Origin of the sequence: Flavobacterium sp. J27 (assembly GCF_004303025.1) — a bacterium.
In the GTDB taxonomy this organism is placed as follows: domain Bacteria; phylum Bacteroidota; class Bacteroidia; order Flavobacteriales; family Flavobacteriaceae; genus Flavobacterium.
Map to the genome: position 1 here is coordinate 44,369 of NZ_PJQW01000007.1, position 26,303 is coordinate 70,671.

The window sequence follows — 26,303 nt, forward strand, 5'->3', positions numbered from 1 at the left end:
TAATTAAATTTAAAAATTCATTAAATAGCAAATAATATTCGATTATAAATGAAAAAAATATTAGGACTGGATTTAGGGACCAATAGCATTGGATGGGCTTTTATAAAAGAAGCCGAAAATGATAATGAAAAATCTGAAATAGTTAATACAGGAGTCCGTATTGTACCTCTTACTACAGATGAAGAGACGGATTTTAAAAAAGGGAATACTATTTCAATAAATGCAGATCGAACATTGAAACGAGGTGCAAGAAGAAATTTACAGCGTTTCAAACAAAGAAGAGATAATCTTTTGGAAATTTTCAAGAAAATAAAATTCATTCCAAATAATTTTACATATGCAGAAACAGGAACAGCTACTACATTTTCATCTTATGAATTAAGAGCACAAGCTGCTAATGATAAAATATCTAAAGAAGAACTGGTAAAAGTTTTACTTATGATTAATAAAAAAAGAGGATATAAAAGCAGTAGAAAAGCAAAATCAGCAGAAGAAGGAGAAGCTATCGATGGTATGAAAATAGCTAAAGAATTGTTTGATAATAATTACACTCCAGGACAATGGGTGTTTACTTCCTTATCTAAAGGGAAAACATTTATACCTGATTTTTATCGTTCCGATTTACAAAAAGAATTAGAAAAAATTATTGCATTCCAGAATCAGTTTCATCCTCAAATAATTAATGATGAACTATTCGAAGCTATTCAAGGAAAAAACAGAACATTTACTTCACAATATTTTTCAAAAACATTAAATATTCCTTTGGTAGAAAATAAAGGAACAAAGGAAGAAACCAAATTGCAACATTATAAATGGAGAAATGAAGCGATAAGTACTGAATTAGACCTAGAAATAATAGCCTTTATCATAACCGAAATTAATAATCAAATTAATAAATCTAGTGGTTATTTAGGAGCAATTAGCGATCGAAGTAAAGAATTGTATTTTAATCAAGAAACTGTAGGTCAATTTTTATGCCGACAATTAAAAAATAATAATCATGCAAAACTAAAAAATCAAGTTTTTTACAGACAAGATTATTTAGATGAATTTGAAAAAATATGGGAAACCCAAGCTAAATTTCACTCAGAATTAAATGAGGATTTAAAAAAAGAAATAAGAGATATTACTATTTTCTATCAAAGAAAATTAAAATCACAAAAACACTTAGTCAGTTTTTGTGAATTTGAAAAAGGGCACAAAGTCATACCAAAATCGTCTCCTTTATTTCAAGAATTTAGAATATGGCAAAACATCAATAATATTGTTGTTAAAAATGAAATTACAAAAGAATCCTTTCTTTTAGAAGAAGAATTAAAACAGCAACTAGCACAAGAATTATTTTTTAAAGAAAATTTTTCAGATAGTCAATTCATTACTTTTTGTGGTCTTAAAAAAACTGATTATAGTGTTAATTTTAAAAAAATAGAAGGGAATAGAACCAATACTGAGATTTACAAAGCTTTTGAAAAAATATTGGTTGTTGAAGGTTATGACGAATTGGATATATCAAAATTAGAACCGTTAGAAATAAGTAAAGTATTTAAAACGGCTTTTACTGATTTAGGTATTAATACCTCTCTTTTAGATTTTGACCCTACCGTACAAGGAAATGATTTTGATAAACAACCATATTATCAATTATGGCATTTATTATATGCAGCTGAAGATGATGATAAATTAAAAGAAAGTTTAAAAAGTAAATTTGGTTTTAAAGAAGAGCACTTGCCTTTTCTTTTAAATGTCAAGTTACAAGCCGATTATGGGAGTTTGAGTGCAAGGGCTATTAAGAAAATATTACCTCATTTAATGGATGGTCATATTTATGACAAGGCTTGTGAACTTGTTAGGCTTGACAATATTAAAAATTTAACTAATAAAGGGTTAGAAATAAAAGAAGCTAAAAAAATTGCGGGTTATAATCATTCTTCTTCTTTGACTAAGGAACAAAATAATGATAGGGTTTTAAAAGATACTTTAGAACTACTTAAAAAGAATAGTTTGAGAAATCCTGTGGTTGAGAAAATTCTTAATCAAATGATTAATGTAATTAATGCTATTATAAATGATCCAATGATGGGTAAACCCGATGAAATTCGTGTGGAATTGGCTCGTGAGTTGAAAAACAACAACGAACAACGCAAAGAAATGACTAATAGTATTAACAAAGCAACTGCGGAGCATGAAAAAATTAGAAAAATATTACATACAGAATTCGGATTTCCAAGAGTTACCCGTAATGACATCATTAGATATAAGTTATGGAAAGAAACCGATGGTATTTCTTTATATACTGGGCAACCCATAGAAGCTTCTAAGTTATTTACCAAAGAATACGATATCGAACACATTATCCCAAAATCACGTTTGTTTGATGATAGCTTTTCTAATAAAACAATTTGTGAACGTCGATTGAATATCGATAAAAGTAATAAAACTGCTTATAGTTTTTTGAAAGAAAAATTATCCATTGAAGAATTTGAGCAGTTTGAACAAAGAGTAAAAAGTTTTTACGGAAAAATTAGTAGAACAAAACAGAATAAACTTTTAATGGCAGACCATGAAATCCCAGAAGGATTCATAGAACGTCAATTGAGAGAAACACAATACATTGCTAAAAAAGCAAAAGAAATTTTACTAGAAGTTTCTAGAAATGTAACCACTACCATAGGAAGTGTAACAGATAAATTGCGTGAAGATTGGGAACTAGTTGAAATAATGAAAGAACTAAATTGGAACAAATATGACAAGCTAGGTTTAACTTATGAAGATAAAGGCAAAAGCGGAGAACGTTTATATAAAATAAAAGATTGGTCTAAACGAAACGATCATCGTCATCATGCGATGGATGCTTTAACAGTAGCTTTTACAAAACCAGCATATATACAGTATTTAAACAATCTAAATGCCAAAACACAAGGTGAACAAAAAGCAAAATCTATTCTAGGAATAGAAAACAAACATCTCTACAGAGACAAAAACAACAAACTTAGATTTATTGCTCCCATACCTAATTTTAGAGAAGAAGCAAAAAAACATTTAGAACGTATTTTAATTTCTTACAAAGCCAAAAATAAAGTAGTAACTAACAATAAAAACAGTATTAAGATAAAAGGAGATGTACTAGAAAAAATACAATTAACGCCAAGAGGGCAATTGCATAAAGAAACTATTTATGGAAAGTTGCAACAGTATGTAACCAAAGAAGAAAAAATAAATGCGAGTTTTGATGAAAAACGCATTCAACTAGTAGCTAAGAAACAGTATCGAGAATTGCTATTAAAGCGACTGCAAGAAAATAGCAATGATCCTAAAAAAGCCTTTACAGGTAAAAACAGTTTAGCAAAAACACCTATTTATATTAGTCTTGAAAATAATAGTGTAGTTCCCGAGAAAGTAAAACTTGTGTGGTTAGAAGATAATTACACCATTAGAAAAGACATTACACCCGACTTAAAAATTGATAAAGTAATTGATGTAGGTTTAAAGAAAATACTTCAAGCACGTTTAGATAAATTTGGCGGAGATGCTAAAAAAGCATTTGTTAACTTAGAGGGAAGCCCTATTTGGCAAAATAAAGAAAAAGGAATTGCTTTAAAACGAGTTACTATAAGTGGTGTGAGTAATGCACTAGCTTTGCATACTAAAAAGAACCATTTTGGCAATGAAATTTTAGACGGAAATGGAAAACCAGTTCCTGTAGATTTTGTAAGTACAGGCAACAACCACCATGTTGCTATTTATCGTGATGAAAAAGGCAACTTACAAGAAGAGGTTGTTTCATTCTTTGATGCGGTAGTACGAAAAAATCTAGGATTGCCAATAATTAACAAAAATCATGAAAAAGGATGGGAATTCTTGTTTAGTATGAAACAGAATGAATATTTTGTTTTTCCTTCGGATGATTTTAACTCTCATGAAATAGATTTGATAAATCCTGATAATTACCATTTGATTAGTCCAAATTTGTTTAGAGTACAAAAATTTACAATAAAAGATTACTTCTTTAGGCATCATTTAGAAACAACAGTAGGGGACAATAAGGAGTTAAAAGATATTTCGTTTAAAAGAGTAGGATTGAACGGAATTAATGATATTATTAAGGTTAGACTTAATCATTTAGGTCAAATTGTACAAATAGGAGAATAGTAATCATGATCAAACGCACCCTCTTTTTTGGTAATCCTGTCTATTTGAGTACTAAAAACAAACAACTAGTAGTGTCTTACCCTGATAAGGAACAAGATACCAAGACAGTGGCTATAGAAGACATAGGGGTTGTTGTTTTAGAAAATCAGCAAATTACGATTACTAATGGTGTGCTAAACAAATTGACGCAAAACAACGTGGCTATAATTAGTTGCGATACACAACACCTGCCTACAGGTTTATTATTGCCTTTGCAAGGACATAGCGAGCAAACCGAACGCTATAAACATCAGATAAATGCCTCGGTGCCTTTACAAAAGAATTTATGGCAACAAACTATTAGTGCAAAGATTTTAAATCAGGCGAGTTTGTTAAAAGAAAGAAGTATACCCATGCGAAAGATGGAATTATGGGCTAAGGAAGTAACATCGGGTGATGCTTTAAATCATGAATCGAGAGCTGCTGTTTATTATTGGGAAAAACTCATTCCTATTCCTCATTTTACGAGAGGACAAAAAGGGATAGCCCCTAATAATTTGTTGAATTATGGCTATGCTATTTTAAGAGCAATTACCGCTCGTGCTTTAGTAAGTTCTGGGATGTTGCCAAGTCTAGGTATTTTTCATAGAAACAAATACAATGCGTATTGCCTTGCTGACGATATTATGGAACCCTATCGCCCCTATGTGGATTTAATAGTTTGTCATATTATGGATACGGAAGACAATTATGAGGAATTAACCGTTGCACTTAAAAAACAGTTGTTGAGTATTGCAAGTATGGATGTGGTGCTTGATGGCAAAAGAAGTCCTTTGCTTGTAGCTATGAGTCGCACAACCAATTCTTTGTATGAATGTTTTGAAGGAAAGGCTAGAAAAATTTTATATCCAGTTTATGGGGTTTTATAATGCTTCCCGATAAGCGTCACTTTGAGTACGAAGCGTATTGCGAAGTTTTGTTAGACTATCTATGCAAAAAATAAGGGGCAGGAAAATGATTCCTAAGAAGAAAGTCAAAATTTAAGTAATAACTATGTATGATACTCATTATACACGTTTAAACCAATATAGAAGTTTGTGGATATTAGTCTTTTTTGATTTGCCAACCGAAACCCGAAAGGAACGTAAAATAGCTGCAGGCTTTCGAAAGAGATTGCTAGATGATGGTTTTACAATGTTTCAGTTTTCTATTTATATGCGTTTTTGTGCCAGTAGAGAGAATGCGGAAGTACATACGAAACGAATAAAAAATAGTTTACCCGAACATGGCAAGATAGGAGTTATGCAAATAACCGACAAGCAATTTGGAATGATGGAATTATTTTATGGGAAAAAACCTGTGGAAACCGAAAAACCTTCTCAGCAATTAGAACTCTTTTAGGAAAACTAGCATTTAAAAAATAGACTATATTACTTCATTTCAAGGACTTAAAGTATTGTTTTTTATTTTCTAGCCAATGTCATAACTCGCAACATATCAGCTTTTTAGGGCTTGATATGTTGAGAATCATGAGTAAAAATACAATTTTGAAAGCAATTCACAACGGAATGCTTGGCGTAATACTTTGGTACTAGTTGAGAATCATGAGTAAAAATACAATTTTGAAAGCAATTCACAACCGGCTCATCAAAACTGCTTCGTCTGAAATTGTTGAGAATCATGAGTAAAAATACAATTTTGAAAGCAATTCACAACTGGTCAAAGTCATTTTGTCTAAATAAATTCGTTGAGAATCATGAGTAAAAATACAATTTTGAAAGCAATTCACAACACCTGGATTGACGTTGAAACAGGAGAAAAGGTTGAGAATCATGAGTAAAAATACAATTTTGAAAGCAATTCACAACAAATTGTGGAAAGGGTATTTGATATAGTTGGTTGAGAATCATGAGTAAAAATACAATTTTGAAAGCAATTCACAACGGGTTATGATTGTTGGAATGGCATTAAAGAGTTGAGAATCATGAGTAAAAATACAATTTTGAAAGCAATTCACAACTATTAATGACTGCTTCAGTTGTACCACAAAGTTGAGAATCATGAGTAAAAATACAATTTTGAAAGCAATTCACAACTTAACTGTTAAATTTTGAATTAAAATACGGTTGAGAATCATGAGTAAAAATACAATTTTGAAAGCAATTCACAACATAATTGTGAAAATCCTTTTTTTTGGGTTGTTGAGAATCATGAGTAAAAATACAATTTTGAAAGCAATTCACAACCATTCTTTTTTTGCTTCATCTGAAAAATTAGTTGAGAATCATGAGTAAAAATACAATTTTGAAAGCAATTCACAACGTGTACAGCCTGTTACAGCTTTACCCATTAGTTGAGAATCATGAGTAAAAATACAATTTTGAATTATCAATCATCGAATACTTTTAAAAAATAATAGGCAATGAGATAAAGCAATTCACAACTCCTCCACCACCTTGCCCGTACATCAATCCGTTGAGAATCATGAGTAAAAATACAATTTTGAATTATCAATCATCGAATACTTTTAAAAAATAATAAGCAATGAGATAAAGCAATTCACAACTGCTTTTCCAATGCTCTAATACCATCTTGAGTTGAGAATCATGAGTAAAAATACAATTTTGAATTATCAATCATCGAATACTTTTAAAAAATAATAAGCAATGAGATAAAGCAATTCACAACCAGTACTCTAAACAAGAAGCATTAGCGGCTGTTGAGAATCATGAGTAAAAATACAATTTTGAATTATCAATCATCGAATACTTTAAAAAAATAGTAAGCCATGAGATAAGCAAAAAAAGCGTTCTTTTAGGAGGACGCTTTTTATTATTTTATATTCCTTTTTTTAAGCTTATTTCTGCTGCCATTTTCATAGCATTATAAGTGTTTAAAACTTTTCCCGAGGTACACAATTCAGAGAAAGAAACCATTTCATTTTCTGTCCCTGGTTTAATTACTTTTTTGTTAATAGTAATACCAGATGTTAAGATAATTTCTTTTATTTCTTGTGCTGTTAAATTTGGATGATAGAGCCAAATCAAAGCGGCTGTGCCCGAGACCATTGGTGCAGCTAATGAAGTTCCCGAATCGGTTTCATAGGTGTTGTGTTTTCTACAAACATATATCTCTTCTCCAGGAGCAAACAGATCTACATTTTTTTTGCCATAATTAGAATAAAAAGAAACAAAAGTGCTATCCGTTTTTTTGTTTATAGAACCCACATTAATAAAGTTGTCTATAATGTCTTCTTCTTTAGAATAATCAAAATCAGAAGGATAAAAAGAATTTACGTCTATATTCATAGCATCATTGCCTGCGCAATGAATTAATAAAACCCCTTTGGATGCTGCATATTGTAAGGCTTCAAAAACCCATTTTTTATGTATAGAAAATTCTTTTCCAAATGACATATTAATAATCTTGGCACCGTTATCAACCGCATAATAAATACCGTTTGCAATATCTTTATCGTGTTCACTTCCATTATTTGCAATACAAATGGGCATTATTTTAATATTATTAGAAAAGCCTTTTATACCTATGTTGTTTTTTCGGTTAGCGGCTATAATTCCAGAAACTTCCGTATTATGATTTAATTGCCTGTCGTAAATGTTAACATACGGATTTCCATAATTATGATTTAAGATATTCACATCATCACCGATATATTTTCTCTCTTGTAAATGAATATTAATGTTAGTATTTACGATTGAATCAAAACTTTTTTCAAGTTCGTCTATTTGTTCGTATGTAAAATGATTCAATTGATAAAATGATTTTAAAGCTAAAACTAAGGCTACAAAATCTGTTGCATTTGTGTTTTTAATATCATTGAATGTTCGGGTATCATTTTTCTTAATTAGGAGATAGATACTATCGAGTTCTTTGTATTTAAATTGGTTCTTTGGGTAATAATAGAACAAACTATCTTTGGCTAAATTAAATATCTTTTTTCCATATTTTAAGGAATTTAAATAGGTTGTGTAATAATTTTCATAGCTAGTAAAATATTCTAACGCTTTTTCATATTCTTTTTTTTCAAATGGACTTAAAAGATTGGCATCGTATAATTTTTTGTTCTCTCTTATAATTTTTACATATTCATAATTATTCTTAGGAGTATGATTTCCTCCTTTTGTACCAAGAAAATTCCAGCCATTATAATCGTCTATATATCCGTTTTTATCATCGTCTATTCCGTTATCAGGAATTTCGTTTACATTAACCCAAAATTGACCTTGTAAATCTTCATGATTAAGGTCAATTTGAGTGTCTAATGTGGCTACAATAATTTGTTCTTTAGTTTTTTTAAAATTTTCTCTATACCATTTTTCTAATGAAATTCCATAGACACCTTCTTTCGTAAAGTCTTTTTGATACCAATAAATATCATCTGGAGTATTGTTGTTTTGAATCTGTTTGTCAGAAACGGAGCAACTAAGGAGTAGTAGTGGTAAGATAAAGAAAATTTTATAGGACATGTTCGATTAAGTTATATTTATTCTTTTTTGCAAATAGCAGAAGAGTTAGTTGGTCTTACTGTTGTGTTATTGGTATTGGTTGTTGGGTCATTATCATCTCCATCTAAATATAGTCCGCCCACTATAACTTTTGGATTTGATAATTTAGCAATTTGGAACTTTGAAATTTGGAACTTTCTTTGATTTTTCATGTTTTTTTGTTTTAAGAATTTCCACAAAGATATAATGGGATTCTCTAGTAATAGTGGGTAAAAACAGTGAAATTGCCCCAGATTCTGGAATTTAGGTTGCTAAAAAAGAGGTGTTTTTTTTATAAATCATGATTTTTGTTTTTCTTCTACTTTATTTAATTCTTTAATGAAAAAAGAAGGTTTTAAACCTGTTGTTTTTTCAAAAGCAGCTGAAAAAGAATCCGAATTATTAAAGCCAGCTTCTTTTGAAATGGCATTTATGGTATAATTTTTCAAAAGCTTATTTGTCTTTAATTCTTTTACAATATAATTAATGCGAAGCTGGTTCAGATAATTAGGAAACGTTTTTTTATAATTTACATTCACTACTTTAGATAAATACTTACTATTCGTTTCTAAAATGGTAGCCAATTTTTCAAGAGTGAGGCTGCTATCTAAAAAAATATTTTCTTTTTCAAATGTTTTTAACTTCTGGAGAATGTTGTCAAAAACTTCTAATGGCATGCCAATGTCTTTAATTTCCTTTTTATCATTGGAAACAGGAATGTTTTTCTCCTTGTCTAAATGTAAATCCTCAATGATTTTCTCAAAGCGTTGCTTCAGTTTTTTCTGTTTTTTATATTGAAAAGTTAAAAAACCTATCAATATAAGAATAAGTAAAAAGGTAATGACTAAATATTTTTTTAACCAACTTCTTTTGGTGTCTAAGGAATTAATAATTGCTTCTTTTTCTTGTAATAATTGAGGAATTTCGTATTTGTTTTTCAATAATTCTTTGTAACTGTTGTTTTTAGTTTGCAAAATACTGTCGATAGTTACAAATCGGTTAATATATTGGAGTTGTTTTTGTAAATCTTCCTTTTTTTTATAATACTCTATTAAGTATTTATAGCCACTAATAAATTTTGGATTTAAGATATTAGGATTCGTAAAAAGAGAGTCCATTTTTATATAATTTGTAGCCGCTAAATAAGGGTTGTTCATGCCTTCATAGTTTCGGCCTTTGTAATAATATGCTGCGGCTAAATTTCCTTGTAAGTCGCATTTTTGGAGTATGTTGATAGTTTTATTAATACTATCAATACTTTTTTGGAAGTTTTTGTTTTCCACTTCCACAGCAGCTTGATTCAGAATGAACAAACTATTATAACATTCATAGTGATTTTTTTTAGTTAATTTATATCCTAATCTATTATAATAGGAAGAAGAGTCTAATTGATGAAGATCTTTATAATTACTGGCTAAAGCAAATAACGACCAATAATATCTTTCTTTACCATCAAAACTTTTGCTGTCTTGGTTTGCTCTATAATAGTCTGATACTTTTTTGTAAAGAATAATACTTTCCTCAAATTTTCCTAAATCTTCAGATTTTATGGTTGCAATTTTTTGTAAAATATCAATTTTTAAAATATCGTTTTCGTTTTCTGGGTTGTTATATATTTCTAAATATAATTTTAAAGCATCAATTTTTTTATCCAATTCATAATTTAAAATATCTGCTTTGTTTAAGAGTGTTCCTAATATATAAGTAGTATTTCCAGTTTTTACAAAATACTTATAGGTGCTATCATTAAAAGACAAAGCGAGTTTGCCATGATGCATCTTTTCCTTAAGGAAATAACTATATGCTATTTCATTGTCGTTCTTGTTTTTTTTACCTCTTTCTAAAAGTTCTTCTGCACATTTTTGTTTTATAAGAGTATCGGTATTGGAATCAAAAAAGAGGGAGACGATTTCTTTTAAAGATTTTTTTTTAAGGTCGTGGTCTTTTATTTGTCCATGAGAGAAATGTAAAACAAATAAAAATGGTAACAATAAGAAAGATTTCATATATGGCTGTAAAACTTTTTCAAAAATACAGCTTTTGGGTAAAAAAAAGCAAAAATACACTGATTTGTTTTACAGGTAGTTAAGATTTTTTTTTACCTAAATTCAAGAATTTAGGGTGTAAATTCAAGAATGTAGGTAGCTTTAGTTTGTAAGGATTATTTTCCTCATATACATTTGCTTTAACAAAATAACAAAACGTTTTTGTTTGGTTGTAACAATTCTTGTAGCTACGAATTTGCGGAAGTTTGTCTTTCTTCCAAAGAAACTATAAAAGACACTAGTACTTTCATTTTAATGATAGGTTTAGGAAGTACTTGTAAGACAAAATCTGTCTATAGGCACAGTCATTATTTGCTATATTCTGTTTTATAAGAATGAAAAATAGGACTGTAATTAATTTAACTAAATAACAAATTATGAAAAATTTTTTAAAATTAGGATTGGTTGTGGTTGGTTTTACAATGGCAACTCTTGCTTCTACTGAAAAAGCTTCTGCTGATATTTCTAGAGATGATTCTTTAGTTGTAGGTGGAGCAGGATGTGTTGGAGAAAGTGGAACTTGTGGAAGAACTTCAAACGGAACTACTCTTTACGGTAAATGGAGAGAATGGTAAAAAACCGATTTGCAATAACTATCGTTAGATAGTTATTGCTTTTTTTATATAACTTTAACTTCATCTAATTATGTCAAACATTTTAAAAATATTTTTCGTTGCTGTAGCTCTTTTTTTATTAGCAATAGCAACTACAGAAAAAGTTTTTGCAAAAGAAAGAACAATTGAACCTTGCCCTGGCGGTAGACCAGGTACTACCTGTTATATAACAGCAAACGGAACAGTCGTTTATCATTAATTTTCATAAAATACGCAAACAGCTTATTTGTTTGTGGATTTAATTTTTAACAAACTATGACAAGCAAAAAGCTATTATATTTAATAATTGTATTATTCTCAATATATTCCTACTCTCAAGAAGTGCATCTAAAAGGAATCGTAAATGATAACCAAATACCAGTTGCTGATGTTCTAATTCAAATTATAAGTGCTAATAATAAAACAATAGCAATAACAAATGAGAATGGTTTGTTTGAAATTAAAAATTTTAAAACAGCATCAGATTCTATAACCATACTTTTATCTAAAACAGGATATATTGAATTTAAAAAAGAAATAGCTTTACAAGATGATTTAACAAATTTAAGGTTTGATATAGAAAAAGAAAGAGTTGTTGAACTGAATGAAGTAACTGTAAATGCAAGTAATACTATAGTTAAATCGAATAAAACAACGTATAGAATTGATAGTAAGGATTTTATAAAAAATGCAAAATCAGATAAAGTATTACAAACACTCCCTAATGTATCGATATCAAATTCAGATGTTTTAGTCGATAATAGAAAAAAAGCTACCATTTTTATTGACGGGATAGAATCTAGTTTAGATGAACTAAAACGACTCGATGTTAAAGAGATAAACAAAGTCGAAGTTATTTCTAACCCAGCTGCTTCTTTTGGAACAGATCATATAAGTGCTGTTGTACAAGTCATTACTAAAGTTAAAAATGAGAAGTTTATCAAAGGCGAAATAGAATCTTATGCAGGGGTAAGACTTGGTAAGTTCGGTATTATTCCAGCAATATCAATCAAAACTAAGAACGTTATTTTTAAAGCATTTTATAGTTATAGTACAAATAATCAAAATATTAAATCTGATTTAACAAGAAACGAAAACAACAATTTATTTGTTCAAACAAATCAGAGAGATGTAAAAGGATGGCAGGATTTTTTTAATTCTAAAATGAAGATAAATTTAAATAAAAAATCTTCAATAAACTTAAGTGGAAATTTGTTTGGTTATAAGTTTGATGGCAGAAATACAGGTAGTTATCAAGATAATACAAACCTGTTTACTTATAAAATAGATGACGTAGAAAAACTAAAAAAATGGAGTGTATCATCTATTTATAACTACAACTTTAATTCCAAAAGTAAATTGTTATTAAAATTTAAATATTTTGATTATAAAAACAAGAACGAATCTATTTACACGGCAGATACGCAAACCCCAATTGTAAATACTATATTTTCAGATACCAAAGAAACATCTGAAGAAATTGTATTTGAGAAGAAGGACGTTAAAATATTACAAATGCCTATGGAATATACTGTAGGATATAAGAATATCTATCGAAAATTTTACTTTCAAGCAAATAATTTTGATTTAAATCAATATGTTAATTCTTTGTATATCAATACAGATTTAGAAATTAATGATAAATTCTCCGTTTTTTTATCATTTGCAACAGATTTTACAAAAAACAAAAATGCTGTAATAAATCAAGATTATACTTCGATATTGCCTACTTTTTCTGCATTGTATAAGTTTGATAATAAAATTAACTTAGTTTTAGATTATTCTCGTAAAATAACTAGACCCAGTGCTAATTATTTAAATCCGCAAGCCATATTTTTTAATCCAACATTCAGTTTGCAAGGAAATAGTGACCTGTTACCAGAAGTTCGTAATATCTATGAAATAGGAATAAACAAAAGATTTGAGAAAGGGAGTTATGTTTCTTTTAAAGTCTTTAATGAGTATACACCCAATGCGATTATGGAAACTTTTATAAACGATAATAATAGTGTTATAAACTCATATGCAAACATTGGTAAAGCAACTATTTCTGGAGCGAATATAAGCTTTAATACAACTGTTTTTAAAGTTTTGGATGTTAACCTTAATAATGGATTGTCTTACAGTAAGTATATCTCAAATTCTGAGACTTCATTAATTAAAGAAAACAGCGGTTTTTCTTTTAATAGTAATTTATATCTTTCCACAATGGTTAAAAAGAAAGTCTCCCTTTCGTTAAGTGGCAACTTTAATTCACCAAACTATTCTTTAATATCTAAAACATATACTAATCCATTATTTACGTTTGAATCGGAGTCTACTTTTCTAAAAGATAGATTAAATGTAAGACTTTCTTATTTTGACATTTTTGGATTAATAACAAGAACAAGGGATGAAATTTCAAGTCCCCAATTCAATCAAATTAGTATAAGAGAAAATAGAATTACCAATTTTACCATTTCTTTAATTTACAATTTTGGAAAGACATTTAATGATAGGTTTAGTAATCCAGTAATTAATAACGATGATATAATAATAAAATAACCCATGCAATTGTATAAGAAAACAATACAAATAGTTTACTATTTTTTGATACTATTTATTTCATATACCACAATGAATAAATTTCTTTCTATTGAATCGTTTCAGACGAATCTTCTAAAAACAGGCTTCTTTGAAGATAGTACAACAATATATTTATCCTATTTGATCATATTAACTGAATTTGTTGCCGTTCTTATTTTAATATTTTACAAGAAATTAGGCGCATTATTAATGGCATCCATGTTGTCTGTTTTTACGATCTATATTCTAATTTTAAGATTTTATGGAAGATATGAAGTTTGTGGTTGTGGAGGAGTTTTAAATGGACTACAATTTAAGTATCATTTAATGATTAATGTTGTTTTAGTATTCTCTTCATTTCTAATTTACAACGCTTTTAAAAACAAGAATTTATATGAAAATTAACGTAAAATTTTGGAGTATAATTATTGTTTTTTCAGTCGTAGTTATTTTAATAAAAAATAACCCTTTTGAATTTAATAAAAAGTATATTTTTGAGAGGACTTATTCAGATAAACTGAAATTTATAGAAGTAACTGAAGATAAAATTGCTTCCATAAACAATATCACTCTAGCTTCAAGCAATTTTGTTTATGATTATGAATTAACAAGTTTAGATACTCTAAATAATACTTGTAAAATGAAATTTTATGATAGCAAGTCTTTTGATTTAATACAACACTTTGATTTTGATTTGCCGAAATCAAACCAAATTTCTTTTTGCGATTCAAATAATGTTTATTGTATAGATAAGTTCGATTTGTATGTTTATTCTATAAAAGAAAAAAAGAAAAAAAAGATAGCAGTAAATTTAAATATATATGATGTTGTTTCAATAGGTGAAGCTTCAAAAAAAGTCTTGCTTTTTGGTGAGTATAAAAGTAGGCATAAATACCAAACAGGTTTTTTTTTACTTAATTTAGAAACCAATGAAATGATTGAAACTTATATTGTAGAGGAAGGTGATACCTCTCAAATTCTGAATAACTCACTAATTTATTCGGGTAACTTTTCTAAAAGTAAAGACACAATAAGTTATTACTGTGATAAGTATTCGAAAATATATTTCTTCAATACTAATGGCAACTTTCAAAAGGAAATCATAACGAAGGATGAAAGTCCTAAACCTAAATTAGTATCCAATAATAATGGAACTTATTATAAAAGAGGCGCTACGTTTAATACAAATAATGGCCTTTTTACTATGAACGACGATTTATTCATTTTCTCTTCAAGAAATGAACAATCTAATAAAATTACAGTAGATTGTTATTCGTTTTCAACAGGTAAATATAAATTTAGCACAAGTTTTGGCTGTAATAATAAAACAAATGTGGATATAAATTTTGTTACAAAAAATCAAAACAATTTAATCATAGGTTTTGATGATAAGATGGCGTTGTTGAAAATTAGTTATAATGCAGATGTCAATTAATTTAAAAGTTAATTGACATCAATACAATTGTTTTTTATCCCATTTTTTGAAACAAATCCCAAACCACAATACCAGCACTTACCGAAATGTTTAAAGAATGTTTGGTGCCCAGTTGCGGAATTTCAATAACCCCATCGCTTAAATTAATGGCTTCCTGAGCTACCCCTTTGACTTCATTTCCAAAAACCAAAGCATATTTTGTAGTAGTATCTACTTTAAAATCGTTAAGCATAATCGAGTTTTCGGTTTGCTCAATAGAATAAATAACTACCTTATCTTCTTTTAGTTTTGCCAATACGTCTAATACATCTTTGGCATATTCCCAAACTACCGTTTCTGTAGCACCTAAAGCTGTTTTATGAATTTCTTTGTTAGGAGGAACAGCCGTAATACCACACAAATAAATTTTTTCTACTAAAAAAGCATCGGCTGTTCTAAAAACCGAACCAATGTTGTGTAAACTTCTAATGTCGTCTAAAACAATGATAAGAGGTGTTTTAGCGGCTTCCTTAAATTCTTCTTTATTTAATCGCTCTAATTCTGCGTTAGCTAATTTTCTCATGTGGCAAAAATAGAGATAATGCGTCAATTTGACAATGCGTCAATGCGTCAATTTGAACGCGCAAGGGAAATTAAAATTGTTCTTGTTCTTCCACTTGAAATTATTCTTGATTTTATTACCTTCGCAACGATACTAAAATTTAAGAATTGTGGCTAAGAAAGAAGCAACGAAAACCAAAGAGAAAAAGGAAACCCCTTTAATGAAGCAATACAATGAAATTAAAAGAAAATATCCCGATGCTTGCTTATTGTTTCGTGTGGGCGATTTTTATGAAACTTTCGGTGAAGATGCAGTTCGGGCAGCCGGAATTTTAGGAATTACCTTAACTAAAAGAGGAGCTGGCTCTGATAGCGAAACAGCTTTGGCAGGTTTTCCACACCATTCTTTAAATACCTATTTGCCTAAACTGGTAAAAGCAGGTCTTCGTGTAGCTATTTGTGACCAATTAGAAGATCCTAAAATGACCAAAACCATTGTGAAAAGAGGAGTTACAGAATTAGTAACACCTGGAGTAGCTATGAATGATGAGGTGTTGCATGCTAAATCGAATAACTTTTTAGCCTCGGTGCACTTTGGAAAAAAGAATCTAGGAATTGCTTTTTTAGATGTTTCTACGGGCGAATTTTTAACCGCACAAGGAAATGAAGAATATATTGATAAATTATTACAAAACTTTAATCCGAGTGAGGTTTTGGTACCAAAGCACCACAAGAGTCAGTTTAAAAGTGCTTTTGGGGAAGAATTACATGCCTTTTTTTTAGAAGACTGGGTCTATAAAGAAGATTATGCATTGGAAACCTTAACGAAACATTTTCAAACCAATTCCCTAAAAGGCTATGGTATAGAAGAATTACAAGAAGGAATTGTGGCTTCGGGTGCTATTTTGTATTATTTGTCGGAAACCCAACATAATAAAATCCAACATATTACAAACATTCAGCGTATTGCGGAAGATGCCTATGTGTGGATGGATCGCTTTACCATTCGCAATCTCGAATTGTATCATTCGACCAATCTAAATGCGGTTACCCTTTTAGATGTTATCGACAAAACGTTGTCACCTATGGGATCGCGTTTATTAAAGCGTTGGTTAGCTTTACCACTAAAAGACGCTTCACGTATTAAAAGTCGTCATGAAGTAGTAGCATATTTAAAAGACAATCAAGAAATTTTACAAAAGATTCAGTACCAAATTAAGCAAATTTCAGATTTAGAACGTTTGATTTCTAAAGTGGCAACAGGGAAAGTTTCACCAAGAGAAGTCGTGTATTTAAACGAATCGTTACAAGCCATTATTCCCATTAAAGAATTGGCCCTGCAAAGTAAAAATGAAGCTTTAAAAGGAATTGGAGATAGTTTACATGCCTGCGAATTACTACGTGAAAAAATACAAACAACTTTAAACCAAGATGCGCCTGTACATGTTAACAAAGGAAATGCAATTGCTACAGGTGTGCATGCCGAATTAGACGAATTGAGAGCCATTTCTTCTAAAGGGAAAAGCTATTTGGAAGATTTAGAAATTAGAGAAAGTGAAAAAACAGGAATTTCTTCTTTAAAAGTGTCGTTTAATAATGTATTTGGATATTATATAGAAGTTAGAAATACCCATAAAGACAAAGTACCAGCAGACTGGATTAGAAAACAAACCCTTGTAAGTGCAGAGCGCTATATTACAGAAGAACTAAAAGAATACGAAAGTAAAATTTTAGGAGCGGAAGATAAAATACAGCAATTAGAAAGCCAATTGTTTGAACAATTAGTCAATTGGATGGCAACTTATATAAAACCCGTGCAACACAATGCCAATCTAATTGCACAGTTAGACTGTTTGAATTCGTTTACCCAATTAGCCATAGAGCATAAATACGTTCAGCCTGTAATCGATGATAGTTTTGATTTAGAAATCAAAGAAGGACGCCATCCCGTAATTGAAAAACAATTGCCAGTGGGAGTGCCTTATATTTCAAATGATGTTTTTCTAGACAATGTAAGTCAGCAAATCATTATGATTACTGGACCAAACATGTCGGGTAAATCGGCTATATTAAGACAAACCGCGTTAATTGTTTTGTTAGCTCAAATGGGAAGCTTTGTACCTGCTGAAAGTGTGCGCATGGGTATAGTAGATAAAATATTTACCAGAGTAGGAGCAAGCGATAATATTTCTATGGGCGAGTCTACTTTTATGGTTGAAATGAATGAAACAGCTTCTATTTTGAACAATATTTCCGAAAGAAGTTTGGTTTTGCTAGATGAAATAGGAAGAGGAACCTCTACTTATGATGGTATTTCAATTGCATGGGCTATTTCAGAATACTTGCATGAACATCCAAACAAGCCGAAAACCCTTTTTGCGACACATTATCATGAACTAAATGAAATGGAGGCAATTTTTGAACGCATTCAAAATTTTAACGTGTCGGTTAAAGAATTAAAAGATACGGTTTTGTTTATCCGAAAATTAGTAAAAGGAGGTAGCGCGCATAGTTTTGGTATTCATGTAGCAAAAATGGCAGGCATGCCACAAGTAGTAATTCAAAAAGCGCAAAAGCTATTAAAGAAACTAGAGAAAGACCATTCGGGAGATGCTTTAAATGGTAATAAATTAGAAAAAGAAGCGGAAATGCAGTTGAGTATTTTCAATTTAGATGACCCGTTGTTAGAAGAAATAAAGGAAGAAATTTTAAATACCGACATCAATACGCTAACACCTGTGGAAGCATTAATGAAGTTGAACGAGATAAAACGAATGTTAACTAAAAAATAATTAATTAGTAATCAATAGGTTGTAATTTTTTTGTATTTTTTCGATAAAAATCCTTGTAGAAAGGAAAATAGATGTTATATTTGCATCCGCAATGAGGGAATTTCTGATTGCTTATGTTCTTAAATATATAAAATGCGAAAATAGCTCAGTTGGTAGAGCGCAACCTTGCCAAGGTTGAGGTCGCGGGTTCGAACCCCGTTTTTCGCTCAAAATACCAAATAAAAATAATCGCTCGAGTGGTGGAATTGGTAGACACGCTGGACTTAAAATCCAGTGGGCAGTAATGTCCGTGCGGGTTCAAGTCCCGCCTTGAGTACAAAAGCTTCTAACATAGTTAGAAGCTTTTTTTGTTTTAATTCTTTTTTTATTTTTTACTAAAATTAATTTGTGAGGTTAATTAAAAGGCTTATATTTGCACTCGCAATTAGGGAAATGATTGTTTTAATCGCCTTAATTTTTATTGAAATGAGTTTACCAAATACAGAATAGTTGCTCAAAGAGATGTGCTGAAAAGAGATACTCTAAAAGTAACAAAAGGCTCGAGTGGTGGAATTGGTAGACACGCTGGACTTAAAATCCAGTGGGCAGTAATGTCCGTGCGGGTTCAAGTCCCGCCTTGAGTACAAAAAGCTCCTAACTATGTTAGGAGCTTTTTTATTTTGTATCGTTTACTATAATATATGTTTGTTATGTTAGTTTAAAAACTTTCTTTTTATTAAGAAATAAAGAATGTAAGATCGATTTTTTATGCGTTGCTAAGGAAGGAGTGTCTTCAAAATAGAAGTTGGTTAAATTCCAAACAATCATAATCGCAGAAAAGTAATATAAATTTAAGACTAATGCGATTCCTATATGCATGGAAATAGTTAAAACAACCCATAGTTTTCGTGTTTTTGGAATCCATACAAATATAGGATAGCACATTTCAATTAGTATGGTAGACCAGCCAATAAGGACAAGAATAAAGCTATAATCTGCCATCCAGGCAAAGTCAAAACTAAAGTCTCTGTTTGCATAAGGGAGGTTTATGGCTTTCCATATCGATTCGCCGTTCCACCAATTAAAGCCTAATAATTTATCAAAGCCCGAGAAAAAATAAGCAATACTAAGATGAAGTTGGAAAAGGCGTTTGACAGGCATATAATTAGTCTTCTTTTTCTGTTTGGAATGGAATAGATTGCGAATTGAAAAAACACTATCTGAAGGAAATAAAATTAAATAGAATAGCGACATACTAGTAAAGAAATCGGCACCATAAATAAAAAAACTACTTCCTTTCATTAGTAATATTTGAATAAATAGGAGCAAGCATGCACTAATTCTGGAATAGAAACCAAGGATAATACTTACCCCTAACGAAATATAAGTTATCTTGGTTACTCCAATAGTAGTGACTTCTGAAATACCTATGGTTTCTAATTGTTTTATAACAAAAGGAAAGGTAAGTTGCCAATCTTGATTAAAAGTAGCCATGATATCTAATGGAACAATACTTTTGCTTGAAAAAAATTGATTAAAATCGCCAAAAATAGATATGAAATGGAGAACAATAATTATTCCGGCAGCCACTCTGAAAAAGAGTAGAAACTCATCATTGTTTGATGGAACAAAGAAAAAATGTTCGATTTTAGAATAGATTTTGGATAGTTTTTTCATTTTTAAATTTATTTATATTCGCCTACAAGAATTAATCGTTCTGATTTTTCTCCTTTCTGATAACTTTTTAAATCAGGGTAATGGTATAGATATAATCTGGCAATTATAGAGGCTGTATCTGGGTTTTCTTTTTTTACAGAAACGGCAATTTGCTTTATAATAATATCTAGATATTGCTGGTATTTGTTGTCTTTCATGGTGCCACCTTCAGCCGATATCTTGTCTAAAAACATATTGTATATCGAAGTGTAGCGTGTAATGCTTTCTTTGTTTTTAAAGGCAGGCATAATTTTGTTTTCTATAACATTTCCTTTTTGGTCTTTTAATTCAAATAATAAAACAAAATCGCTGGCTACATTGGGGGCAAAAAAGCTGTACCCTGTATCAAAACCAGTATAAGATAGAAATATACTTACTGGTTTTAGTTTGATTATTTCTTCTGAAAGCGTAAATGCGATTGGTTTTTTATATTCTTTTTCTGCGTAATAGAAGCCATAATATCCATCAAATGTCCCTTTTAATCCTACTGTGAAAACCAATAGTAGAATGGTAAAAATACCTGCCAATTGTAGTTTCTTTTTCATGGTAGTAAACTTTTAAAAAGACAAGACCGATATAAAACCAGTCTTGCCTTATTTTTAATGATATTGTTGAATAATTCCTTCTAAACGGGTTTGTAGTTCTTTATCTGGAGCTACACTGTTTACTCGGAATAACACTCTAGAATATTTATTTACGCCCATAAAATCGCCACAAATATTAGCATCATCAAGACCGTAAATACTTAATTTTGATAAGGTGCTAATGTCTTTTTCGCTCATTTTAACTGCTTTTGTTGCAATTTGATTATTTGTAATTGCGACATTACCATTTATTAACATGGGCTTGTATTTGTCTAAAATTTGATCTAATTGATTTTTTAAGTTGCCAAATTGAGACCAATCAATTTGAGCTGTTTCAAAACACCCTTTGTGAATAAAGTTAATTTTTTGAATTCTAGATATTCGATCTAAGTTTTGAATTCTTTGGATAAATTGAACTTGTTGCGTGTTTACAAGATAAGAAAGAAAGGCTTTTCCTTTAATTTGATCTGCATACTCTTTATGTAAGGATAGTAATTTTTCAATATCTCCTGGGGAGATTTCTTTTGTACTTTGGATGAGGAAGTTTCCGTCAACCAAATAATTTCCTGCCTCATTATACAATAATGATTTCCTAGGCTTGCATTGCGAGAGTAGTAATACACCTACAGCAAGACATGCAATTAAGCTGATTGTTTTTAGTTTCATGTTTTTGTTTTTTAAATTGCCTACTCTATTGTTGACTTTTCGGCTTACGTCAATAAAAACATAAAAGTAATTGTATAATAAATTGATTAAAAGAGTGTTATGCCTGAAATTATAGCGGATATTTCCCCTTTTTTTGTTTTCTGCATGGATTGGGTACTATATAAGTGAGATGATTTTCTTGATAACTTATTTTTAGTATTGTTTTTTAGTTAAAATCAAAATAGTATTTTGCAGTACTGCAATTAACAAACAACAAATATGGCCACTTTTGTAATAACCAAACGTCTCAATGGAGAGTATAAATATGAATTAACGTCTCGTAAGGGCAAAACCATTTTTACTAGTAATAGTTTTGAATTGCGTTTTGAATGCGAAGAGCATATTCAGTACCTTCAGGAAAATATTGAAAGGTTAATTTTTATGCGTTTTCGATCTGGAAATGGAAAGTTCTTCTTTCGAATTATTTTAGATGAAAAACAAATTGCTGTAAGTCGGAAATACTCCACACAATTGTTGCTTCAAAAAGGAATTGATGAGTTTGTAAAGTATGGTAATTTAGCTGAGATTTTAGATTTTTCTACTGGAGAAGATATTTTTGCTGCTTTTGAAGAAAATGGTTAAAAAATTTTTTTTTGAAAAATAGCTTTATGGTGAAGTGTGAAAATTTTACACACTTTGTTTACACAAATAAAGTAATCTGGTTTTGATAAAATGAATTTTTTAATTGAACAATGTTTTCCTTTTTGGGTAAATGAATAAGATTTTAAAAATAAAAGCATAAAAAAAGCTCCACTTAGTGGAGCTTGATTTTTTTGCTAGTTAGCAATTAATTACTTAGCTGGAGTTTCAGCTGGAGTTTCAGCTGGAGCCTCAGCAGGAGTGTTAGTAGTATCAACTACAGTCTCTTCAACTACAGTCTCTTCAACAACTGGAGTAGTAGCTTCAACTTCTACAGTTTCTTCTGTAACTGGAGTTTCTTCAGCAGCAGTTTCTTTACAAGAAACGAACATCATAGCAACTAATGCTAAACTTAAAACAACTTTTTTCATCTTACTAAATTATAAAAGGTTAATTATTAATTCGGAGCAAAGATATAAATTTTTTGACTTGACAAAATATTTTTTGACTTTTTTTTTAAAATTTTTTCATCCTCACTCTGGTGTTCATAATGAGCAAATTACGTGCCAAAAAATCCTAAAATTCTTACCTTCTTTTTTTTGTTTTCTTGGTAGATTTCTTTGGATGCACTAATTTCATTTCTTCAATTAAATTATCGGCATTGGCAAACTTATCTATAATGAATAAAACATAACGGATATCGACCATAATGTTACGGCAGATTTCTGGGTCATAATGAATATCGCTCATAGTTCCTTCCCATACACGGTCAAAATTTAAACCAATTAGGTTTCCTTCAGCATCGATTGCCGGACTTCCCGAATTTCCACCCGTAGTGTGATTGGTTCCTATAAAACAAACAGGCATTTTACCATCTTCTCCATATACGCCATAATCTTTGTTTTTATACAATTGAATCAACTTGGTTGGTACATCAAATTCATAATCGCCAGGAATGTATTTTTCCATAATACCATCTAAATGTGTTACGGCTTCATAGTATACCGCATCACTTGGATTGTATCCTTTTACTTTACCATAGGTCACACGCAATGTGCTATTGGCGTCTGGGAAATGTCTAGCATCTGGGAAAAGCTCTAATTGTGCTTTCATGTATTCCCTTTGTAGTCCGTTAATTTTTAAATTTAATTCGTTATAAATCGTAGTAACTTTGTCATTGTAATAGTCTGCTAACAGTTTTACTAATTCATAACCACTATCTTTATTTAAATCTTTAATACTCGATTTAGCATCTCCTTTTAATAATTCTTTGATACCTTCGAATGAAGTTAGCTTCGATTTTTTATAGACATCAGAAGCTAGTTTGTTTAAATCTTCTTTTTTAAGAGAAGGAGGAGAATAAGGAGATTTACTAAGGTATAAACTCATTAATTGCTCAAAAACGCGCTCGTCTACCGTAGGATTGAAGTCTTTATAGGCTTCGTTAAATCTTTTTAATAGATTGTCTTTTCGATCGTTAAAAGCTTGCTCTCCTTTTGCTGCATAGATTTGTTCTAATTGGTACAATTGAAATCCAAAACTTAATAATTCGGTGTTTCTTAAGACCACTTCATTAAAATAATCTCTTGCTAGAGCATATTCCGTAATTTCACCGTAGCTTTCTTTGAAATCTTTTAAGATATTACCATATTCTTTGTTTTTTCCTTCTTTTTCAACTCTTTTGGCAAATTCTGCTTCAAAATCTTTTTTCAATTGAATGGCGTTAGATTTTTCTAAACCCTGTTTCTCGCCAATCCATTTTTTCCAATAATTAGCTACGCTCGCATATTTTGAGGCATATTGTATTTTAATAGCTTTGTCTTTTCTCATAAAACCATCTTGTACTTTTAAAGCAGCCTCTCTAATTTCTATTTTAGCTGGATTTAAAGTATTTACAATTTGTTCTACAGCAAATGAAGGTAAATATTCTTGTGTTCTTCCTGGGAAACCAAATACTAACGTGAAGTCATCTTCGCTTATTCCATCTAAAGAAATTGGTAAAAAATGTTTTGGTGTGTAAGGAATATTGTCTTGAGAATATTCAGCAGGTTTATTGTCTCTATTAGCATAAATTCTAAAAATAGAGAAGTCTCCTGTATGTCTTGGCCATACCCAATTATCAGTATCAGAACCAAATTTTCCAATAGAACTTGGTGGAGCACCCACTAAACGAATATCTTTAAAAGTCTCAGTAACGAAAAGAATATATTGATTTCCTTCGTAGAAAGTTCTAATTTTAGTGTCTTGCCAAGATTCTCTAGGGAATTCATTTTGTACTTTAGTAGTGTTTTCCTGAATTTTCTTCTGCTTTTCAGCTTCAGTAGGTAAGGCAGCTACACCTTCTAATACTTGGTCGGTAACATCATTTATACTAACAATTAAAGTAGCAACCATGCCTGGGTTTGGTAATTCAGCGTAAATATCTCTTGCCCAAAAACCATCTTGTAAATAATCATGGTCTAAAGAAGAATGACTTTGAATCGCGTCGTAACCACAATGATGATTAGTTAAAATTAAACCTTTGTTTGAAATAATTTCTGAGGTACATCCGCCATTAAAATGAACAATAGCATCTTTTAAGCTCGATTTGTTAACGCTATAAATATCTTCAGCTTTCATTTTCATACCAAGGTTTTTCATCTCAGTTTCATTCATTCCTTTTAATAAAGAAGGAATCCACATGCCTCCTTGTTGCGAAAAAATAGGAATTGTAAATAATAGGATCAGTAATTTTAAAAATTTCATAATTGTTTTATTTATTATCGTGCGCAATTTACGGATTTTTTGGTCTGTTTAAAAATTGCTATTTAGGTTTTATATAGTGTGTGTTTTAGAATTTACTTTTGAAGAAATAAATTTGAGAATTGAGTTTTAAGCTTCTTTGTTTTTTAGATATTTTAAAACTGCTTCAGTAGCTCCTTTGTTCATTTGTACAAACGTACTACAAATGTGTCCTTTTTCATGTCGCTCCTCTTCATTTTGTAATAACAAGTCAAAAGCATTTTCTAAAGAAGAGTAGTCAGAAATTGAAAGGCAACCCTCTAAATTAACTAAAGCAGTGGCTTCAGCAAAATGGGAATAATTAGGGCCAATTACAATTGGTACACCAAAAGTAGCCGGTTCTAGAATATTATGTACACCTGGATTCCCAAAACCACCGCCTACATAAGCAATATCAGCATAGGAGTAAATTTTAGTTAAAATGCCAATGGTGTCAATGATAAAAACTTGGTAATCAATTCTATTTGAATAAGATTCTTTTTCTGAAAATAAGATTGTTTTTTTCTTAATTTGAGATTTTAAATGTAAAATTTGTTCGGTTTTAATGTTGTGTGGGGCAATAATAAATTGAACACCTTCAGAAGCTTGGTTGATATAATCTACTAATAATTGTTCGTCTTTAGGCCATGAACTTCCAATAACAATAGTAGTTTTGTTATTTTTAAAATCAGCAATAAAGGGTAGTTGATTGTCTCTTTCGAGAATTGCAGTAACCCGATCAAAACGAGTATCGCCTGAAATAGTAACATTAGTATAGCCAATATTTTGTATTAAGGTTTTCGATTTTTCATTTTGCACAAAAAAATGGTCAAAACTGTGTAAGGCGTTTCTATAAAAACCGCCATACCATTTAAAAAAAGCCTGTTTTTCTCTAAATATACCCGAAATTAAATAGGTTTGTGTGCCAAAATCTTGTGTTGCTTTTTTTAGCTGATTCAAATAATTGGGCCAAAATTCATATTTTATAAAAAATACTTTTTCAGGATGAGTTAAAGCGATAAACTGAGAAGCATTTTTTTGAGTATCCAAAGGTAAATATAGGGTTATGTTAGCTACAGTATTGTTTTTTCGAACTTCATAACCAGATGGAGAAAAAAAAGTAAGTACTATTTTATGATTAGGATATGCTTTTTTTATGGCTTCCATTACAGGTAAACCTTGTTCATATTCTCCTAAAGAGGCGGCGTGAAACCAAATTACTTTGTCTTTGTTTTGTATGGTTTCTTTTAGAGTAGAAAATACATTTTTTCGTCCAGAAACAAATAATTTCATTTTCGGACTAAAAAGAGCAATAATTTGTAGTAAAAAGCCAGTAAAAATGACTAATAGATTATATAAAAAAAACATGTTTCCAAA

At 30.2% G+C, this 26,303-nt stretch carries 20 protein-coding genes, 3 tRNA genes and 1 CRISPR repeat array; of the genes, 13 read left to right on the forward strand and 10 right to left on the reverse strand.

The features are described 5' to 3' along the window. Positions 1–48: 48 nt before the first annotated feature. From cas9 to cas2, 3 genes are all read left to right on the forward strand, one after another. Entirely contained in the window at positions 49–4,149 is a 4,101-nt protein-coding gene (cas9, locus tag CX675_RS10920) for a type II CRISPR RNA-guided endonuclease Cas9 (RefSeq protein ID WP_130735276.1), read from the forward strand. Positions 4,150–4,154: 5 nt separating this feature from the next. Then, complete coding sequence (gene cas1 / locus CX675_RS10925; protein ID WP_130735277.1) at positions 4,155–5,057, forward strand: type II CRISPR-associated endonuclease Cas1; 903 nt, start codon at positions 4,155–4,157, stop codon at positions 5,055–5,057. A 124-nt stretch (positions 5,058–5,181) separates the two neighbouring features. Then, complete coding sequence (cas2, locus tag CX675_RS10930; RefSeq protein ID WP_130735278.1) at positions 5,182–5,529, forward strand: CRISPR-associated endonuclease Cas2; 348 nt, start codon at positions 5,182–5,184, stop codon at positions 5,527–5,529. A gap of 118 nt (positions 5,530–5,647) precedes the next feature. Then, positions 5,648–6,513: a CRISPR direct-repeat array (repeat unit 33 nt; unit sequence GTTGAGAATCATGAGTAAAAATACAATTTTGAA). 452 nt (positions 6,514–6,965) lie between these two features. On the opposite strand, the gene CX675_RS10935 is transcribed toward cas2, so the two are convergent. From CX675_RS10935 to CX675_RS10940, 3 genes are all read right to left on the reverse strand, one after another. Then, on the reverse strand, positions 6,966–8,615 hold the full coding sequence (locus CX675_RS10935; protein ID WP_130735279.1) for a S8 family serine peptidase: 1,650 nt from the start codon (positions 8,613–8,615) through the stop codon (positions 6,966–6,968). Between the two features lie 17 nt (positions 8,616–8,632). After that, positions 8,633–8,806: a hypothetical protein gene (locus CX675_RS19800; RefSeq protein ID WP_165396024.1), complete on the reverse strand. Its 174-nt coding sequence runs from the start codon at positions 8,804–8,806 to the stop codon at positions 8,633–8,635. A 126-nt stretch (positions 8,807–8,932) separates the two neighbouring features. Continuing rightward, positions 8,933–10,639, reverse strand: a complete 1,707-nt coding sequence (locus CX675_RS10940) for an AraC family transcriptional regulator (protein WP_130735280.1) — start codon at positions 10,637–10,639, stop codon at positions 8,933–8,935. 416 nt (positions 10,640–11,055) lie between these two features. Between CX675_RS10940 and CX675_RS10945 the strand changes: the two genes are divergently transcribed. From CX675_RS10945 to CX675_RS10960, 5 genes are all read left to right on the forward strand, one after another. Next, complete coding sequence (locus tag CX675_RS10945; protein ID WP_130735281.1) at positions 11,056–11,253, forward strand: hypothetical protein; 198 nt, start codon at positions 11,056–11,058, stop codon at positions 11,251–11,253. A gap of 70 nt (positions 11,254–11,323) precedes the next feature. Further along, complete coding sequence (locus CX675_RS19805; RefSeq protein WP_165396025.1) at positions 11,324–11,491, forward strand: hypothetical protein; 168 nt, start codon at positions 11,324–11,326, stop codon at positions 11,489–11,491. 56 nt (positions 11,492–11,547) lie between these two features. Then, the gene (locus CX675_RS10950) at positions 11,548–13,815 is read left to right on the forward strand and encodes a TonB-dependent receptor domain-containing protein (protein ID WP_130735282.1); all 2,268 of its coding nucleotides are present in this window, start codon (positions 11,548–11,550) and stop codon (positions 13,813–13,815) included. Positions 13,816–13,818: 3 nt separating this feature from the next. Next, on the forward strand, positions 13,819–14,241 hold the full coding sequence (locus CX675_RS10955; RefSeq protein ID WP_370277708.1) for a MauE/DoxX family redox-associated membrane protein: 423 nt from the start codon (positions 13,819–13,821) through the stop codon (positions 14,239–14,241). Continuing rightward, on the forward strand, positions 14,231–15,271 hold the full coding sequence (locus CX675_RS10960; protein WP_130735284.1) for a hypothetical protein: 1,041 nt from the start codon (positions 14,231–14,233) through the stop codon (positions 15,269–15,271). The genes CX675_RS10955 and CX675_RS10960 overlap by 11 nt, the downstream gene beginning before the upstream one ends. A 34-nt stretch (positions 15,272–15,305) precedes the next feature. Here the strand turns inward: CX675_RS10960 and CX675_RS10965 are convergent, their stop codons facing one another. Next, on the reverse strand, positions 15,306–15,833 hold the full coding sequence (locus CX675_RS10965) for an RNA methyltransferase (protein WP_130735285.1): 528 nt from the start codon (positions 15,831–15,833) through the stop codon (positions 15,306–15,308). A gap of 199 nt (positions 15,834–16,032) precedes the next feature. Between CX675_RS10965 and mutS the strand changes: the two genes are divergently transcribed. The 4 genes from mutS to CX675_RS10985 all read left to right on the forward strand — a co-directional run bounded on the left by mutS (position 16,033) and on the right by CX675_RS10985 (position 19,226). Beyond that, complete coding sequence (gene mutS, locus CX675_RS10970) at positions 16,033–18,603, forward strand: DNA mismatch repair protein MutS (RefSeq protein ID WP_130735440.1); 2,571 nt, start codon at positions 16,033–16,035, stop codon at positions 18,601–18,603. Between the two features lie 134 nt (positions 18,604–18,737). Further along, positions 18,738–18,810: transfer RNA gene (locus CX675_RS10975), tRNA-Gly, on the forward strand. 23 nt (positions 18,811–18,833) lie between these two features. Then, positions 18,834–18,919 (forward strand) — tRNA-Leu (locus tag CX675_RS10980). 221 nt (positions 18,920–19,140) lie between these two features. After that, a tRNA-Leu gene (locus tag CX675_RS10985) sits at positions 19,141–19,226 on the forward strand. 64 nt (positions 19,227–19,290) lie between these two features. Here CX675_RS10985 and CX675_RS10990 read toward each other — a convergent pair. Genes CX675_RS10990 through CX675_RS11000 form a run of 3 tightly spaced genes read right to left on the reverse strand, consistent with a single transcriptional unit; the run spans position 19,291 to position 21,548 of the window. Then, entirely contained in the window at positions 19,291–20,259 is a 969-nt protein-coding gene (locus tag CX675_RS10990; RefSeq protein ID WP_130735286.1) for an HTTM domain-containing protein, read from the reverse strand. A gap of 8 nt (positions 20,260–20,267) precedes the next feature. Then, the gene (locus CX675_RS10995) at positions 20,268–20,843 is read right to left on the reverse strand and encodes a hypothetical protein (RefSeq protein WP_130735287.1); all 576 of its coding nucleotides are present in this window, start codon (positions 20,841–20,843) and stop codon (positions 20,268–20,270) included. Between the two features lie 54 nt (positions 20,844–20,897). Beyond that, on the reverse strand, positions 20,898–21,548 hold the full coding sequence (locus CX675_RS11000; protein ID WP_130735288.1) for a hypothetical protein: 651 nt from the start codon (positions 21,546–21,548) through the stop codon (positions 20,898–20,900). 258 nt (positions 21,549–21,806) lie between these two features. Between CX675_RS11000 and CX675_RS11005 the strand changes: the two genes are divergently transcribed. After that, positions 21,807–22,169 (forward strand): DUF1508 domain-containing protein, encoded by a 363-nt coding sequence (locus CX675_RS11005; RefSeq protein ID WP_130735289.1) that lies wholly within the window; start codon positions 21,807–21,809, stop codon positions 22,167–22,169. A 209-nt stretch (positions 22,170–22,378) separates the two neighbouring features. Here CX675_RS11005 and CX675_RS11010 read toward each other — a convergent pair whose 3' ends face one another. From CX675_RS11010 to CX675_RS11020, 3 genes are all read right to left on the reverse strand, one after another. After that, the gene (locus tag CX675_RS11010) at positions 22,379–22,597 is read right to left on the reverse strand and encodes a hypothetical protein (RefSeq protein WP_130735290.1); all 219 of its coding nucleotides are present in this window, start codon (positions 22,595–22,597) and stop codon (positions 22,379–22,381) included. Between the two features lie 154 nt (positions 22,598–22,751). Next, positions 22,752–24,911, reverse strand: coding sequence for a S46 family peptidase (locus tag CX675_RS11015; protein WP_130735291.1), 2,160 nt, complete (start codon positions 24,909–24,911; stop codon positions 22,752–22,754). 126 nt (positions 24,912–25,037) lie between these two features. Next, entirely contained in the window at positions 25,038–26,294 is a 1,257-nt protein-coding gene (locus CX675_RS11020) for a 3-deoxy-D-manno-octulosonic acid transferase (protein WP_130735292.1), read from the reverse strand. Between the last annotated feature and the right edge of the window lie 9 nt (positions 26,295–26,303).

What these genes read in the sequence shown, in the direction of transcription:
- cas9 (WP_130735276.1), top strand. Translation starts at nt 49, where the DNA reads ATGAAAAAAATATTAGGACTGGATTTAGGGACCAATAGCATTGGATGG.
- cas1 (WP_130735277.1), top strand. Translation starts at nt 4,155, where the DNA reads ATGATCAAACGCACCCTCTTTTTTGGTAATCCTGTCTATTTGAGTACT.
- cas2 (WP_130735278.1), top strand. Translation starts at nt 5,182, where the DNA reads ATGTATGATACTCATTATACACGTTTAAACCAATATAGAAGTTTGTGG.
- CX675_RS10935 (WP_130735279.1), bottom strand. Translation starts at nt 8,615, where the DNA reads ATGTCCTATAAAATTTTCTTTATCTTACCACTACTACTCCTTAGTTGC.
- CX675_RS19800 (WP_165396024.1), bottom strand. Translation starts at nt 8,806, where the DNA reads ATGAAAAATCAAAGAAAGTTCCAAATTTCAAAGTTCCAAATTGCTAAA.
- CX675_RS10940 (WP_130735280.1), bottom strand. Translation starts at nt 10,639, where the DNA reads ATGAAATCTTTCTTATTGTTACCATTTTTATTTGTTTTACATTTCTCT.
- CX675_RS10945 (WP_130735281.1), top strand. Translation starts at nt 11,056, where the DNA reads ATGAAAAATTTTTTAAAATTAGGATTGGTTGTGGTTGGTTTTACAATG.
- CX675_RS19805 (WP_165396025.1), top strand. Translation starts at nt 11,324, where the DNA reads ATGTCAAACATTTTAAAAATATTTTTCGTTGCTGTAGCTCTTTTTTTA.
- CX675_RS10950 (WP_130735282.1), top strand. Translation starts at nt 11,548, where the DNA reads ATGACAAGCAAAAAGCTATTATATTTAATAATTGTATTATTCTCAATA.
- CX675_RS10955 (WP_370277708.1), top strand. Translation starts at nt 13,819, where the DNA reads ATGCAATTGTATAAGAAAACAATACAAATAGTTTACTATTTTTTGATA.
- CX675_RS10960 (WP_130735284.1), top strand. Translation starts at nt 14,231, where the DNA reads ATGAAAATTAACGTAAAATTTTGGAGTATAATTATTGTTTTTTCAGTC.
- CX675_RS10965 (WP_130735285.1), bottom strand. Translation starts at nt 15,833, where the DNA reads ATGAGAAAATTAGCTAACGCAGAATTAGAGCGATTAAATAAAGAAGAA.
- mutS (WP_130735440.1), top strand. Translation starts at nt 16,033, where the DNA reads ATGAAGCAATACAATGAAATTAAAAGAAAATATCCCGATGCTTGCTTA.
- CX675_RS10990 (WP_130735286.1), bottom strand. Translation starts at nt 20,259, where the DNA reads ATGAAAAAACTATCCAAAATCTATTCTAAAATCGAACATTTTTTCTTT.
- CX675_RS10995 (WP_130735287.1), bottom strand. Translation starts at nt 20,843, where the DNA reads ATGAAAAAGAAACTACAATTGGCAGGTATTTTTACCATTCTACTATTG.
- CX675_RS11000 (WP_130735288.1), bottom strand. Translation starts at nt 21,548, where the DNA reads ATGAAACTAAAAACAATCAGCTTAATTGCATGTCTTGCTGTAGGTGTA.
- CX675_RS11005 (WP_130735289.1), top strand. Translation starts at nt 21,807, where the DNA reads ATGGCCACTTTTGTAATAACCAAACGTCTCAATGGAGAGTATAAATAT.
- CX675_RS11010 (WP_130735290.1), bottom strand. Translation starts at nt 22,597, where the DNA reads ATGAAAAAAGTTGTTTTAAGTTTAGCATTAGTTGCTATGATGTTCGTT.
- CX675_RS11015 (WP_130735291.1), bottom strand. Translation starts at nt 24,911, where the DNA reads ATGAAATTTTTAAAATTACTGATCCTATTATTTACAATTCCTATTTTT.
- CX675_RS11020 (WP_130735292.1), bottom strand. Translation starts at nt 26,294, where the DNA reads ATGTTTTTTTTATATAATCTATTAGTCATTTTTACTGGCTTTTTACTA.